The sequence below is a fragment of the Pseudomonas sp. LAIL14HWK12:I7 genome (genome assembly GCF_000483465.1).
GTDB lineage: Bacteria > Pseudomonadota > Gammaproteobacteria > Pseudomonadales > Pseudomonadaceae > Aquipseudomonas > Aquipseudomonas kermanshahensis.
The window spans coordinates 54,951-69,732 of sequence record NZ_AXYZ01000022.1 but is presented as its reverse complement, the minus strand read 5'-3'; the positions used below and the strand labels follow the sequence as shown (position 1 = coordinate 69,732).

Here is a 14,782-nt window from a genome sequence, read left to right as displayed (position 1 = left end):
TGATAACACGCTGCCTGTCGCACAGATGCCAACTAAGGCAGCCAGTTTTAATGCGTTTTCAGATTAGGATGGGGGCCGCTGCGGCGGTACTCGCAGAAGTGCTAGGATGGCCAGATCAGTCCAATCAAGGTTGTCTCCATGATCATCGGCGCCCTGCTAATTCTCACCTGGCTGGTACTGCTGCTGCGTTACCCAGCGAAGGCGTTGCCGATATCCCTGGCCGCCGTGTGCGGCATCGGCCTGGTCGCCCTATTCGTGGCCTGGCAAGACACCCGCGAAGCCGCGCAACTGGCACGCCTGGACTTGCGCCTGAGCTATGCCCCGGATCAATGCCCCGCCGACCGTGCGCTGCAGGTTCACATGAAGAACGGCAACAAGGCCCCGCTGACCGAACTGCGTTGGCGGGTGGGGGCGTATGCGCCGGGCGATACCGTCAACCTGGCCGAGAACACCTACAGCGCGCCGCGTTACCGGGGGCCGGGTGAGCTGCAGCCGGGTGCCGAGTGGAAGGATTGCCTGCCCTTGCCGCCACTGCGCTCTGGCTATCGGCCGCAGACACTCGAGTTTCGCGCCGAGCACTTGCAAGGTACATTCGCCAATTGATCGACGTGCAATCCGGGAGCCACCTGGACGAGGACTATATCGGGCACTGTGAGGGTGTATATGCGTGCACTTCGGCGCCGATTGAGCATGGGCAATCGGTCAAAACTTTCGCGCCGTCTAACCCGGGGTTCGCTATTGCACGCCTTAGCGAACCTTGCATTCCTTACCCGGGCATATTTCAAATGTCCGCCTTGGTGAAATCAACCTCAAACTTATCCACCACCAGCTTGTATTCGGTCTGGTTGATTTTAAAGCTCACCGCAAAACTACAGGAAAAGCTATCCTTCCCCCCCGGCGCGACAACAGGGGGATCCATGAATCTACTGGGGTGGAAGCCACCCCCCTTCAAAGCCAACACACTGAACCCTGCAAACTCTCCGCCTCGGTAATACGGATGGACCATAGCGCCCACTGTTCCGACACCCTCGACACTTGCACCGCCCCAGAGAGAAGTGGGGGGTAGATCATTATATCGCACCCCGATTTTCGAGCTACGAAACGGCCAAGACCCTTCATTATTTTCATTTTTACCTTTGACACTAAGTTCGCCCACCACTGCGCCCTGGTAATATTTATAGACACTTTGTTCAACGGCACTGGCATTGAAATCTTCGACACACTCCACCAGCGCCCGCTTTTGGTAATCGTAAAAATTTAACATTTATCCAGCTCCCCTACGGATTTCCTAATAGTTAGGACTGTTTGATAGACAAGCGCACGATTAGCGTGTCGCCTGAAACTACGTTAACGCCACAGGAAGGATTGCGGTACTGGTACATATGCGAGGTATGCTCCGATCAACTTGCCGAGCATGTCGAACCCGACCAGTTTGCAAGCGTTGCATTGGGAAAAGGCGGACCTGACTGAAGATCTGCCCGATACTACGCAGCTCGAACCTACAGTCGCTCAGCATCGGCCAAGGTGCCCACCTAGTACTTATAAGAGTATCTAGCTTTCAGCATCACGTTTAAATTGGCCACTCCTAACCCACAAATAGAATATATCATGAGCCATCCATCATTCAACCGAGCATTATCGCGCAGCAACCTTGTAGACGGCAAAGTCGAATTAACGATCACCAATACAAACACCCATGAAACCCGCACCGTTGAAACCTATTCGCAATTGTCTTTGCACAGAGGATTTATTAGTGCAATTCTCATCGAATCGGGGCACGTGACGCACGTGTTTTACATTTCGATGTTTAATAATTTTAGACTTGGCAAAACCGACCTTGTAGCAAATACAACCGAGACTGTTGCTCACTACGACAACTGGACCGACGATTGGACTCCCATACCGACCACCGAGGGCACGGGCTGGCTGGAGGTGACAGAACTTAAATTCAACCCAATAGACCCTTTGGGAGCGCCGACCTACCTCAAAGGCAAAAGCGAATTTACTTTCACCTCAAACAACTCAGACTTTGAAGTCTCTGTGGATATCACACTGGGCAATCCCTCCCCCACCCACTAAACGGCGCTTTAGGCCCAAGGCGCAGACGCTGATGTTTCGTGCAGCGCATCTGCAAGGTACATTCGCCAACTGATCTGCTGTTTTTACCGGCCCTTTCGCGCCGGTAAAGACGACAACTTTCCCCTGACCCAAGGCCTCCCTCATGCCCACTGTCCTGATCACCGGTTGTTCCAGCGGCATCGGCCGCGCCCTGGCCGACGCCTTCCGCGATGCCGGCCATGAAGTCTGGGCCACCGCCCGCAAACCTGAAGACGTCGCGCATTTAGCCGCCGCCGGTTTCACCGCCCGGCAACTGGACGTCAATGATGGCCAAGCCCTGACCCAACTGGCCCAGGAGCTGGAAGCACGCCACGGCCGCCTCGACATGCTGATCAACAATGCCGGCTACGGTGCCATGGGCCCATTGCTCGACGGGGGTGTGGACGCCATGCGCCAGCAATTCGAAACCAACGTTTTCGCCGTGGTCGGCGTGACCCGCGCGTTGTTCCCGCTGCTGCGCCGCGCGCGTGGGCTGGTGGTGAATATCGGCAGCGTTTCTGGGGTGCTGGTCACGCCGTTCGCGGGGGCCTACTGCGCGTCGAAGGCTGCCGTCAACGCCCTGAGCGATGCCCTGCGCCTGGAGCTGGCGCCGTTTGGCATTCGGCTGATGGAAGTGCAACCGGGGGCGATCGCTTCGCAGTTCGCCAGCAATGCCCAGCGCCAGGCCGATCAGGTGTTGGCTGCGGATTCGCCGTGGTGGCCACTGCGCGAATATGTGCAGGCACGGGCGCGGGCATCGCAGGACCGGCCGACGCCTGCGGCGGTGTTTGCCCAAGGGGTGTTGGCGGCTACACGCAAAACAGCGGTGCCTGCAGTGGTCAGGCTGGGTAATGGCAGCACGGCGTTGCCGCTGATTGCCAGGCTGTTGCCGCGGCGGTTGCTGGACTGGGTGTTGCGCAAGCGGTTTGGGTTGCTGCGGCCGCTTTGATTTTTGAGTGGCTGTACTGGCCTCTTCGCGGGTAAACCCGCTCCTACAAGTACTGCACAGTGCTCAAAATCTGTGCGGTACCTGTGGGAGCGGGTTTACCCGCGAAGAGGCCGGTACAGCCACAACACCTATCAAACCTTGTTCGCAGGCTGTGTATCAAACGCCTGCCAGCCCCCACCCAGCGCCTTGTACAGCCCCACCAACGCCTGGGAAACCGCCGCCGAGCTGTCGATCCACTGCTCTTCGCTGGCCAGCAACGCACCTTGCACGGTCAGCACATTGAGAAAGTCCACCGCCCCTTCCACATACTGGCGCTGGGCAGTCTCCAAGGCGATACGGTTCTGCCGCACCGCCTCGGCCAAATGGTCGCGACGCAATTGGCTGGCGTTATACAGGCGCAGCACATCGTCGATTTCATGCCAGGCACCGAGCACCACCTTGCGGTAGTTGAGCGCGGCTTCCTGCTGCTGCGCCTCACGCAGTTCCAGCGTGCCTTTGAGCCGCCCACCTTCAAAAATCGGCAGTGACAGTTGCGGGCCAAAGGCGAAGCGGCGCGAGTCCCAGCCGCCGAAGTCAGACAGCTGCATGGCCTGGAAGCCCAGGCTGCCCGACAGCCGAATGCTCGGGTAGAAGTCGGCCTTGGCCACGCCGATACTGGCGGTGGCCGCATGCAGGCGCGCCTCGGCCTGGCGAATGTCCGGCCGGCGCTCGGCCAACTCCGACGGCAGGCCGATGGCGAACTGCTGCTGGGGCGCGGGCAGTTCACCCCCTTCGAGCAACTGTGCCTGAAGGCTGCGGGGCGGCTCGGCCGCGAGCAGGCTGAGGGCGTTGATCAAGTCGTCGCGCTTGGCCTCAAGGCTGGGCAGGCGGGCTTCGATGGAGGCGACCTGGGCACTGGCCTGGGCCACGTCGAGGCGGGTGGCGACCCCTTCGGCCTGGCGATTCTCGGACAACTTCAGGCTGTGCTGCGCCACCTTCAGGTTGTCACGGGTGACGTCCAGGGTGTGCTGCACCGCACGCAGCTGAATGTAGTTGCCAGCGGTTTCCGACAACAGCGCCAGCAACACGCCACGGCGGTCATTCTCGGCCACTTCGACCGTCGCATCGGCAGCCTCCACTTGCCGGCGTACTCGGCCCCAGAGGTCCAGCTCCCACCCCGCGACCAGGTCACCCTGCCACAGGTTGAATGCCGATTTGCCCGCGTGGCCCGAGGGGTCACTCAGCCCTTCGGCGCTGTTGCGAGCGCGGCTGTAGCCTGCGTTCACATCGACCGAGGGCGCTTCATCCGCTGCTACCGTACTGCGCAAGGCACGGCTTTGCAGCAGCCGCGCACTGGCCATCTGCAAGTCCAGATTGCGTTCGGCGACCCGCTGGATCAGCGCGCTGAGCCGGGCATCGTGGAAGTTCTCCCACCAGCGCAGTTCCAGCGGTTCGGCCTGCGGCTGACTGGCCGCGGCCTCGCCTTGCAAGCCTGCCCACTGTTGCGGGGCCTGGCTGTCCGGGCGTTTGAAATCTGGCCCGAGGGTACAGCCGGCCATCAGCAACGCCAGCAACACCGGGCTCAAGCGTAATGCCGGCTTCATCGCGCGCTCACCTCTTTGCCGTCGAGTTTGTCGCCGCGGGTATCGATGGTGGCTTCCACCGACATGCCCACGCGCAGCCGTGCAAGCAGCGGCTGGCCATCATCGAACACGATCTTCACGGGGATGCGCTGCACCACCTTGGTGAAGTTGCCGGTGGCATTGTCCGGCTTGACCGCCGCGAACGTCACACCGGTGGCCGGTGCGATGCTCTCGACATGGCCATGCAGTTGCTCGCCCGAGAAGGTATCGACACTGATGCTGACCGGTTGGCCGGGCTGCACATGGGTCAGCTGAGTTTCCTGGAAGTTGCCGACCACATAGGCCTGTTGCAACGGCACCACCGACAACAGCCGGGCCCCCGGATTGACATAGGCGCCGACACGCAAGGCGCGCTCGCCGACCATGCCGTCCACCGGTGCGATGATGCGCGTGTAAGACAGGTCGAGCTGGGCTTTCTCCAGCCCCGCTTCGGCCCGTTTGAGCTGGCCATCGGCGCTGGCCACCTGGGCGCTGAGGATGTCCACCTGCTTGCGTGCGGCCACCAACGCCGCCTGGGTATTGGCCAGGCGCGCACGGGCCTGGTCGACCCCGCTGCGCGCCTGCTGGGCGTTCTGCACGGTGCCGGCACCTTGCTCGGCCAGGCGGCTGTAGCGGTTGACTTCATGATCGGCAAACGCCGCTTCGGCCTGGGCGGCTTTCACGGCGGCTTCGGCCTGGGCGATCAAGGCGGCTTGGCGCTCCAGCGTGGCGCGGGCATCGGCACTCTGCGCCTTGGCCACCAGCAATTGCGCCTGGGCTGCGTCGAGCGCGGCTTGGTAGTCGCGGGCATCGAGGGTCGCGAGCAACTGGCCTGCCGTGACTTGCTGGTTGTCCTCGACCAGTACCTCTTTGATAAAGCCTGCGACCTTGGGCGCGACCACGGTGTAATCGGCGATCACATAGGCGTCGTTGGTGCGCTGGCGGTGATCGCTGCCCAGCATCCAAGGCCCGACGATGCCGGCCAGCACGGCCACGGCGAGCACCGAGCCGATGAAAAGTGTTTTGCGGTTGTTGGTCATTTCTAAGTCTCGAATTCAGTCACGGGCTCAAGCCACCGCACGCGGCGGGAAGATCCGGGTAGGCACAAAGGGAATCAGGCAGATCAACGCGACGGCGATGCACGCCATCACCAGGTACTGGTCGGCCGAGGTCAGTACCTGGGCCTGTTCATGAATGCGCCGGGCAAGGCCGGCGACGCTGTCATCGATCAGCGGCGCATTGCCCAGGCTGTCGACCAGGTGGTTGGAATGGAAATGCCGGCGCACAGTGCCCAAGACATCCAGCAAGCCGCCGGCAATCACCGCCGACAGCCCCTTGACCGTGTTGAACCAGGCCGAGGCGAACGGGCCCTCCTGCGGGGTCATGCCGTTGGTGGAGAGCATCAGCAGCGGCAGCACGGCCATTGGCTGGCCAAACACCTGCAACAGGTAAAACGGGTAGAAGTCGCCGCGTATCCACTCGGAGGTCAGCAGGCTGCTGCCCACGCACGACAGCGCCAGCATGCCGAGCCCCATCGCCAGTACCCAGCGGCAGTCCACCGCGCGGATGTTGCACAGCGCTGCGGTCAGCGGCAGGGCGATGAGTTGCGGCATGGCCACCAGCATCATCAGCGGGCTGGTCTGCGCCGGCCGGTAGCCCTGGATCTGCGCCAAGTACGCCGACGGAATGCTGCTCACCCCGGAGAGCACGACCAGCACACCGGCCAGGGTCACCAGGGCGAAGCTCAGGTTGCGCCGCGAGAGCATGCGCAACTGGAAGAACGGCAGCGGTTCGGACCACTCGTTGTACAGGAACAGCACCAGCAACAGCAGGCCGCCGCCCAGCAGCCAGCAGATCAGCGGCGAGTCGAACCAGCCCCAGCGGTCACCCAGCGACAGGCCGAGAACGATGCAACTGATGGCAGGCAGGCCCAGCAGCACGCCACGCCAGTCGAACTGTTTGAAGCGCTCCAGGCGCAACGGGTCCTGGGGCAGGCCCCAGCCGACACAGAACATCGCCAGCAGCGACGGCAGGATGATCTGCCAGAAAGCCCACTGCCAGCCGACGTACTCGGTCCACAGGCCCGCCAGCGGTGTGCCGAGGTTCGGCCCGAAAGTGGCGGTCAGGGCATAGCAGGCCAGGCCATAGACCTTGATGCCCGGTGGCAGAAAACGCAGCGCGACGCTCATAAGCATCGGCGGCAATGCGCCCGAGGCAAAGCCTTGCAGCACCCGCAGCAGCATCAGGCTGTGCAGGTTGGGGGCGAACGGTTGCAGCAGGCCCAGCACGGCGAACACGCCAATGGCAGACAAGGTGAAGCGGCGCAGGGAAAAGGTCGTGGCAAGCCAGGGTGCAAAGGCCATCGCCGACACCGAAGCCGCGCTGTACGCGGCCAGCAGCCAGGCGCCTTCGTCGGCCCCGATGCCCATGGCGCCGCGGATATCGGCCAGCGAAATCTTGGTCACCGCCTCGTTGAGGCCAGCGCAGAGTACTGCCAGCAACACCCCAAACAACCCCACCACCACCTGCAGGCCGAATGCCGTCTGCACGGGGGCGGCCGGCGCGGGGGCGGCAGCCAGCGCAGCAGAAGGCGCGGTCAGGGAACTCATGGGAATACATCTCCAGCAACAATTTCAGGGCTGGAGCAAGTCTAAGAAGGTCGAATGCTTACGAAAACTGACTTGTTGGCAGGTTTATATTGCGCCAGACGCAATCGGCCTCTGTTACGGGTCGATGCTGCCACACACCTTCAACGTTTGGCGCAGCCAGCGGTGGGCCGGGTCATTGTCGAACCGCGGGTGCCAGGCCTGCATCACGTTGACCTTCTCCAGTGGCACCGGGATCTCGAATGAGCGCAGGGGCAGTTTCAAGCGCTGCACACTGTTGAGGATGTTGGCCGGTATCGGCAGGATCAGGTCCGAATCCGGCAGCGAAAACATCGCCGAGTGGAAGCTCGTGGTGATCAGCGCCACCCGCCGTTCGACCTTGTGGTTGGCCAATGCCACATCGATCGGCCCGTTGGCTCTGCCCCGGCGCGACACGCTGATCTGCGGGTAGGCGGCGAACCGCTCAGGGGTAATCTCGGCATCGAAGATCGGGTGGCCCTCGCGCGCCAAGCCTACGAAGTAGGTGTTGAACAGGCTCTGCACCTTGATTTCCGGGCCCAGCTCGACGGCCGAGCTGATGATCAAGTCGATATGCCCGTTGCGCAGCACCGCATCATCGTCGCCACTGCCCTCGGGCACGAAACGCAGCACCGTACGCGGTGCCTGGGCCAGCATCATGCGCAACAGCTGGGCGCCGTACAGGGCGATGAACAGGTCGTTGGTGCGGATGTTGAAGGCCCGGTCCAGGTTGACCAGGTCGACATCGTCACGGCTGCGGAACACCTGCCCGGCCTGCTCCACCAGCCCATGCACCTGCTCGCGCAGCGCCAGCGCACGGGGTGTCGGCACCAAGCCACGGCCGGCGCGCACCAGGATCGGGTCGCCCAAGGCATCGCGAATGCGCCCCAGGGTCCGGCTCATGGCGGCCGGGCTCAGGTTCATGCGCTGCGCGGCGCCCACCACACTGCCTTCGTCAAGCAAGGCGTCGAGGGCGACGAGCAGGTTCATGTCCGGGAGTTGCATGGCCGTTTTCCGTGGCGATTGTGGGAACGGCGATGGTAGCAGGTTGGAGGATTGCGTCTGACGCAATAAGGTCGTGCGTGGTGGGGCATTTATTCAGCAGCCGGGTTCGGCCATAAATGAAGCATTGGCAGGTCCGGCCTCTTCGCGGGCAAGCCCGCTCCCACCGGAATGTCACATGCTCACAAGTTTGTGCATTACCTGTGGGAGCGGGCTTGCCCGCGAAGAGGCCCGGACAGGCAAAACCTTAGCCAGCCGCAACAAGGATCCCTATGCCCAGCTCCGTGCTCATCGCCATCGACGCCTCCCCCGCATCCGCTGCCCTGCTCACCCTCGCCCGCCGCTACTGCCGCCCCGCCGAACACGAGCTGCATGTGCTGCTGGCCATCGACAGCACTTTCGCCGTGCACGAGCAACCCGCGCCCTACACCGCCGAAGAACTGGAGGAATACCCCGCTGCCTGCGAGGAGCAACAGCATGCCGACCACGCGGTAGCCAAGGCCGTGCGCGAGCTGCAGGACGCCGGCTTCACCAGCCAGGGCTGCATGGTGGCCGGGCAGCCGGTCGAGGCCATCGTCAGCAAGGCGCAAGATCTGCGTTGCGAACTGATCATCATGGGTCATCGCCACCTGTCACGATTGGGGCGATTGCTGGATCCTTCGATCAGCGCGAAGGTGATTGACCGGGTAGAAGTGCCGGTATTGGTGGGCGCGGCCTGAACCATTCATCAGCTCCCCAATGCACTGCATTGACCGCGTAATGCAATCGCATTACCTTGCATTCATTGTTGCAATGCAAAGGATATGGCCATGGCCGCCACCTTCGAAGTTGAATCCACCCTGACCGATCGTTACCAGACAACCGTACCCGAAACAGTGCGTCGCGCGCTGGGCTTGAAAAAGCGTGACAAGATCCATTACTCGATTCAACCCGACGGGGAGGTGATACTCACCCGCGCAGAGGCAACCGAAGACGACCCTGTGCTAGGCCAGTTCCTGAATTTTCTGGCCCACGATATCGCCACCCATCCGCAACGTCTGCAAGTTGTCGATGCTGACCTCATCGCTCGCCTCGACAGCCTCGTGGGCGACGCCGAGATCGACCTGGATCAACCTCTATCGGCGGAAGATGAATGAGTGATGCGAGGAAGCCTTTAACTATTCATGGATGGACTGTATTTGCTCACCCGCTGTTCTTAGCCGAACTGGACGCGCTCAGTGAGCAAGTCGCGGCACAGCTGCAGAAAGACCCGATCGGCTACACGAAAAAGAACGCGTACAAGCGGCTGGCCGCGATCAAACGATTGGCGTTTGACGTCATCCCGCAAGACCCGACCAAGCCTGAGTACCGTCAAGGTTCAGCGCTAGGAGGCGACCACAAGCACTGGTTTCGAGCGAAGTTCTTTCAGCAATACCGGCTGTTCTTTCGCTACCACACCCCCAGCAGGATAATCGTGCTGGCATGGGTAAATGACGAGACGAGCAAGCGAGCCTACGAGCGCACTGACGATGCTTACAAAGTCTTCCAGAAGATGCTGCTCACCGGCCACCCTCCTGATGATTGGGACGCGTTACTGCGAGAGGCAGGCGCGGCAACACACAGATTTAAATCTTCACTGAACATCTAGTGCGGCTCTCACTGGCATGTGACTGAGAGCCGCTATCGGTATTCATTCCTCGCTAGGCTTCACCACCACCGTACACGTCGTCCCCGCCGCCAGCAAAAACCCTTCCGGCACTTCATCGATGTGGATCCGCACCGGCACGCGCTGCGCCAACCGCACCCAGTTGAAGGTCGGGTTCACATCGGCGATCAGCTCGCGGCTCTGGGGGTTGTCGCGGTCATAAATACCGCGGGCGATGCTCTCTACGTGGCCTTTGATGCGCTCGCCGCTCATCATCTGCAGCTCGGCCTGGTCACCCACCTTCACGTGCGGCAGCTTGGTCTCTTCGAAGAAGCCATAAACCCAGAACGAGTTCTCGTCGACCACCGCCATCACCGGCTCACCGGTGCGCGCATAGTCGCCCTTGTGGATGTTCAGGTTGGTCACATAACCGTCCACCGTGGCCACGATGTGCGTGCGCTTGAGGTTCAGCTCTGCGGCCGCCAGTTCGGCCAGGGCCTGTTGATAATCCGCCTGGGCCGAGTTGGCGATGTTGCTGGCGTCGTCGCGGTTTTCTTTGGAGATCACCAGGTTGTCCATGTCGGCGCGGCGCTTGGCGTTGACCTTGCGCATCTCCCAGGTGGCCTTGCGCGAGGCAACCAGCGCCTTGGCCTGGTCGACGGCCATTTGGTAGTGCTCAGGGTCGATCTGGATCAACAGGTCGCCCTTCTTCACCCGCTGGTTGTCCTTGACCGGTACACCCACCACGTAGCCGGGCACGTCGGCAGCGACGTTGATGATGTCGGCACGCACGCGCCCGTCGCGGGTCCAGGGCGTGGTCATGTAGTGCAGCCACAACTGGCGGCCGATCGCCACGGCGGCCACCAGCACCAGCAGGGTGGCGATCAGGCTGAAGAACTTTTTCATCGAAGGTTTCTCACCAGTAGACAGACAGCGCGAGGGCGCCGAAAAGGCAGACGAACAGGCTCAGGCGCAGCAGCGCCGGGTGCCAGAAAAAGCGGTAGCCGTCATGGCTGGCGATGAAGCGGTCCAGGCCCCAGGCCAGGCCCAGGGCGAACAGGAACATCAAGGTCATGGTGGGCATGTACACGCCATGGAAGGCGATTTCACGGGGCATGATTTCACGGGGCATGGTGCAGTCCTTTCGCCGGTGCCAGCGGCGACTGTGGGTCCAGCAGGGAAGAACGGATGAAGTGCAGGTAGCTTTGCGCGCGGCGTAGCACCGAGGTGTCGAAATGCCGGGCGAAGGGTTCGTCGGTGGCCTGCACGCGGCTGATGGCATGGTCCACCGCCACCAGTGCGCGCTCGTGGTTGCTGGCGCTGGGCTGCAGGAACAAACGCGCCAGGGCGCGGCCCATGACGCGGATGGCCTGGCGCCATGGCTGCGACTCGGCGTAGGCCGGGTGGATCGGGGCGCGGGCCTGTTCCTTGCGCAGCTCGATGATGGCGTGGCCGATTTCCAGCACGGTGAACATCCAGCCCATCAGCTCGCTCTGCACCTTCGGCTTGCCGGCAGCCAGGCCATAGGCTTGGTGCAGCAGGTCGCGGGTGCGGCTCTCGAAGGCCGAACCCAGGCCGCGCAAGCGACCACTGATGGCGAACAGCACCTGTTCACGCAGTTCCTGCTCCAGCCGGCTCCACAGCCAGCGGCTGTTGGGCGGCAGGATGATCGCCCCGGCCGCGGCGCAGACGAACATGCCGATGACCATGCCGATGTAGTCGTTGATGAAGGTGTAAGGGTCGTAGACGGTCAGGTTGTTGGGCACCGAACCGATGGCGAAAAACACCAGCAAACCGATGCCGTAACCGGCGTACGCCGGCCGCGAAGACAGGAACGCCCCCAGCACGAAGACCGGTGCCAGGACCATGCACAGCAGCGGGAATCCGTCGATCCAGGGGAACACGAAGAAGGTTTCGAAGAACCCGACGAAGGCCCCGATCGCCGTGCCACAGGCCATCTGGAATGACATGCGCTTAGGGTTGGGCGACGCCGCCGACAGGCCCACGGTGACCGTGGCGATCAGCGTCATCATGGCGCCGCTGGGCCAGTCGCTGAGCAACCAGTAACTGCCCAGCAGCAACAGCACCGCCGAGGCGCGCACGCCAGCAGCCAACGACACCAGCCAACTGGTCTGCGCCACATAGGGCTCGTCCCACTGCTCGCGCTCGTGCTTGTGCACGGCCAGCGAGGCATGGGTCTCGGCGTAGCTGAACATCTCGTCGACAAAGCGATACAGCAGCTCGAAGGCCGTGTGGAAGTCGAGCAGGTCGGACTCGCTGGGGTTGGTTTGCTGATACTCGGCGCGCAAGCCACGCACCTGGGCTTGCAGGCCCTCCTTGTAGGCGGCCAGCTCTAGCGTCAGGCGCAGCGCGTCGGAGTCGGTCAAGGCGCGGCCCACGTAGGGCTGAAGCAGTTCGACCAAGGTGTCCAGGCCCGGCTCGATGGCGCTGACGATCTGCAGCGGGCCACGGGCGCGCAGGCGTTCGAGCAGCCGGTGCAGGGCATTGAAGCGCGTGGTGATGGCCATGAACTCGCTGTTCATGCGCACCAACCGGCCACTGCGCCTGCGCATGTGCGGGTCTTCGAAGGCGGTGACGTTACGCAGGCTTTCAAGGCCCACAGCCTCGGCGATGAAACGCACGTTGCTGCTTTCAAAACGGTCGCGCTGGCTATCACCGCGCAGGGCTTCGACCACCACGCCTGCGAACACACCAAAGCGCTGATAGAGGGCGTTACGCATGGCGGCGCTGGCCGACTGCGGCAGGATCGCGGCGCTGACGAACGTTGAAACCAAAATCCCCAGGGCGATTTCCAGCACCCGCCACACGGCCGCCATAAAGGCTTGATCGGGGTGCTCCAGTACCGGCAAGCCGATCATCGCCGCGGTATAGCCGGCCAGCACGAAGCCATAGGCGCGGAAAGTGCGGTAGCGCATCGCGCCTGCCGAACACAGGCCGACCCACAGGGCCAGGCTGGGCAGGAACAGCTCGGTGTTCTGCGGGAAGATGGCGATCAGCGCGACCATCATCGCCGAGCCTGCCAGGGTGCCGAGCACCCGGTAGAAACTCTTGGCGAACACGTGGCCGCTTTGCGGCTGCATGACGATGAACACGGTGATCATTGCCGTGCGCGGCTGCGGCAGTTCCAGGCGCATGGCCAGCCACAGGGTGATGAAGGCGGCGGCCAGCACCTTGAAGATGTAGACCCAGGTCACGCCATCGGTGCGCGCCCAGGCAAAGAAGCCCCGGCGCCACTCCAGGCTCTGCAGCCAGCGCACGGGCAGGCTTGAGGTGCTCATTCGGCGTTATCCGGCTGCTTGTCGAAAATGGCCAGGGTGGCCGGGGTTTTCGGTGCGGCCTGGCGCTCTTGCTCCGGCACGTCCTTGCCCGCTTGCAGGCCACCGCCGAGGGCGGTGACCAGCTCGGCATGGGCGATCAGGCGGGCGGCCTGCACCTGCTGCTGTACCTGCTGCTGACGGAACAGCAAGGTCTGCGCGTTGAGCACGTTGAGGTAGTCGGTCAGGCCACGCTGGAAGGCGACCATGGCGATGTCGTAGGTCTTCTGCGCGGCGGCGACCGATTCGGCGGCAAAGTGCGATTGCTCTTTCATCGACTCGCGGCGGATCAACTGGTCGGAGATGTTCTTCAACGCACCGACCACGGTCTGGTTGTAGCGCGCGACGGCCATGTCATAGCCCGCTGAAGCGACGCCCAGTTGCGAGCGCAGGCGGCCGCCGTCGAAGACCGGCAGGCTGATTGCCGGGCCGACGTTGTAGTTGAACTTGCGCCCGGTGAGAAACTCCAGCGGGCCGCCGCCCGTGGCCATGAAACCGAGGCTGCCGACCAGGTCGACATTGGGGAAGAAGCCGGCATGCGCGACGTCGATGCCACGGGCTTGCGCGGCCACCTGCCAACGGCTGGCAACCACGTCCGGGCGCTGGCCGACCAGCTCGGCGGGCAGCGCCGACGGCAGTGTGAGCGGGGCGCCGAGGGTCAGGGTCGGGCGCTGGATCTGCGCGCCCTCCCCTGGCCCCTTGCCGGCCAACGCAGCAAGCTGGTTGCGGGTCAGGGCGATCTCTTCGTCAAGGCTGTCGAGCTGACGATGGGTTTCGGGCAGCGGCGCTTCGGCCTGGCTGACTTCGAAATGGGTGCCGATGCCTGCGTCCAGCCGACGCTTGGCCAGGGCCAGGATCTGCTCCTGCTGCTCCAGTTCAGCCTTGACGATATCGCGCTGGGCAAAGTGCAGGCTTAGCTGGATATAGGCACGCACCACGTTGTTCTGCAGCTCGAGCTGTGCCTGGCGGGCCTCGGCCACACTCATGTGCGCTTGGTCCACAGCCTGCTCGCTGGCATTGCGCTCGCGGCCCCAGAGGTCGAGCGCATAGCTGAAGCCGATGGCGGCGTTGTTGTCCCAGGTATTGGCGCCCGACAGCGCACCAGGCCCGTAGAACTGATCCTCGGGCCAGTTGTGGCGCTTGAGTGTGGCCTGGCCGTTGGCTTGCAGCTTTTCTGCCGACTCGACCACACCGGCCATGGCCTTGGCCTCGCGCACCCGCGCCAGGGCCATGGCCAGGTTCGGGCTGCCCTCGACGGCCAATGCGACCCAGCGGTTCAGCTGCGGGTCGCGATAGGCCTGCCACCACTGCTGGTCGGGCCAGTGCGCGTCGGTGGCCGCTTCGCGTATCGCCGCGTCGGTGGTCAGGGTATTGGCGTGTAATGTCTTGCTTTGCGGGGCAATGCCCCAGGTTCCGATACAGCCGCTCAAGGTGAGGGTAAGGGCACAGGCACTGAACACTTGAAGCGTTCTGATGATGCGACGCGGCACAGCTGCGATTTCCCGAGGAAGAGGTGGAGGGGCCGGGCAATTCTAGGGGGCGGCAGGACT

General features: G+C 62.9%; 15 protein-coding genes. 6 read left to right on the top strand and 9 right to left on the bottom strand.

Going from position 1 to position 14,782, the window contains the following annotated elements; all coding sequences use genetic code 11:
• Positions 1–138 precede the first annotated feature (138 nt).
• A complete protein-coding gene (locus D886_RS0118335; protein ID WP_027595298.1) occupies positions 139–603 on the top strand; it encodes a hypothetical protein in 465 nt (154 codons plus the stop codon).
• Between the two features lie 178 nt (positions 604–781).
• On the opposite strand, the gene D886_RS0118330 is transcribed toward D886_RS0118335, so the two are convergent.
• On the bottom strand, positions 782–1,264 hold the full coding sequence (locus D886_RS0118330) for a hypothetical protein (protein WP_027595297.1): 483 nt from the start codon (positions 1,262–1,264) through the stop codon (positions 782–784).
• A gap of 344 nt (positions 1,265–1,608) precedes the next feature.
• Between D886_RS0118330 and D886_RS0118325 the strand changes: the two genes are divergently transcribed.
• Entirely contained in the window at positions 1,609–2,079 is a 471-nt protein-coding gene (locus tag D886_RS0118325; RefSeq protein ID WP_027595296.1) for a hypothetical protein, read from the top strand.
• Between the two features lie 142 nt (positions 2,080–2,221).
• Positions 2,222–3,046: an SDR family oxidoreductase gene (locus tag D886_RS0118320; protein WP_027595295.1), complete on the top strand. Its 825-nt coding sequence runs from the start codon at positions 2,222–2,224 to the stop codon at positions 3,044–3,046.
• 131 nt (positions 3,047–3,177) lie between these two features.
• Here D886_RS0118320 and D886_RS0118315 read toward each other — a convergent pair whose 3' ends face one another.
• From D886_RS0118315 to D886_RS0118300, 4 genes are all read right to left on the bottom strand, one after another.
• Complete coding sequence (locus D886_RS0118315) at positions 3,178–4,629, bottom strand: efflux transporter outer membrane subunit (protein WP_027595294.1); 1,452 nt, start codon at positions 4,627–4,629, stop codon at positions 3,178–3,180.
• The gene (locus tag D886_RS0118310) at positions 4,626–5,687 is read right to left on the bottom strand and encodes an HlyD family secretion protein (RefSeq protein ID WP_027595293.1); all 1,062 of its coding nucleotides are present in this window, start codon (positions 5,685–5,687) and stop codon (positions 4,626–4,628) included. The genes D886_RS0118315 and D886_RS0118310 overlap by 4 nt, the downstream gene beginning before the upstream one ends.
• Positions 5,688–5,714: 27 nt before the next feature.
• A complete protein-coding gene (locus D886_RS0118305; protein WP_027595292.1) occupies positions 5,715–7,256 on the bottom strand; it encodes an MFS transporter in 1,542 nt (513 codons plus the stop codon).
• Between the two features lie 114 nt (positions 7,257–7,370).
• Positions 7,371–8,276, bottom strand: coding sequence for a LysR family transcriptional regulator (locus D886_RS0118300; RefSeq protein ID WP_027595291.1), 906 nt, complete (start codon positions 8,274–8,276; stop codon positions 7,371–7,373).
• A gap of 269 nt (positions 8,277–8,545) precedes the next feature.
• Between D886_RS0118300 and D886_RS0118295 the strand changes: the two genes are divergently transcribed.
• The 3 genes from D886_RS0118295 to D886_RS0118285 all read left to right on the top strand — a co-directional run bounded on the left by D886_RS0118295 (position 8,546) and on the right by D886_RS0118285 (position 9,900).
• Complete coding sequence (locus D886_RS0118295) at positions 8,546–8,992, top strand: universal stress protein (RefSeq protein WP_027595290.1); 447 nt, start codon at positions 8,546–8,548, stop codon at positions 8,990–8,992.
• 90 nt (positions 8,993–9,082) lie between these two features.
• A complete protein-coding gene (locus D886_RS0118290) occupies positions 9,083–9,409 on the top strand; it encodes a type II toxin-antitoxin system PrlF family antitoxin (RefSeq protein WP_027595289.1) in 327 nt (108 codons plus the stop codon).
• On the top strand, positions 9,406–9,900 hold the full coding sequence (locus tag D886_RS0118285; protein WP_027595288.1) for a type II toxin-antitoxin system YhaV family toxin: 495 nt from the start codon (positions 9,406–9,408) through the stop codon (positions 9,898–9,900). Before D886_RS0118290 ends, D886_RS0118285 begins: the two co-directional genes overlap by 4 nt.
• Before the next feature lie 42 nt (positions 9,901–9,942).
• Here the strand turns inward: D886_RS0118285 and D886_RS0118280 are convergent, their stop codons facing one another.
• The 4 genes from D886_RS0118280 to D886_RS0118265 are packed head-to-tail and all read right to left on the bottom strand — an operon-like array spanning position 9,943 to position 14,722.
• The gene (locus tag D886_RS0118280; protein ID WP_027595287.1) at positions 9,943–10,803 is read right to left on the bottom strand and encodes an HlyD family secretion protein; all 861 of its coding nucleotides are present in this window, start codon (positions 10,801–10,803) and stop codon (positions 9,943–9,945) included.
• 10 nt (positions 10,804–10,813) lie between these two features.
• The gene (locus D886_RS0118275; protein WP_027595286.1) at positions 10,814–11,014 is read right to left on the bottom strand and encodes a DUF1656 domain-containing protein; all 201 of its coding nucleotides are present in this window, start codon (positions 11,012–11,014) and stop codon (positions 10,814–10,816) included.
• 4 nt (positions 11,015–11,018) lie between these two features.
• Positions 11,019–13,196, bottom strand: coding sequence for an FUSC family protein (locus D886_RS0118270; RefSeq protein ID WP_027595285.1), 2,178 nt, complete (start codon positions 13,194–13,196; stop codon positions 11,019–11,021).
• A complete protein-coding gene (locus tag D886_RS0118265) occupies positions 13,193–14,722 on the bottom strand; it encodes an efflux transporter outer membrane subunit (RefSeq protein ID WP_027595284.1) in 1,530 nt (509 codons plus the stop codon). Before D886_RS0118265 ends, D886_RS0118270 begins: the two co-directional genes overlap by 4 nt.
• Between the last annotated feature and the right edge of the window lie 60 nt (positions 14,723–14,782).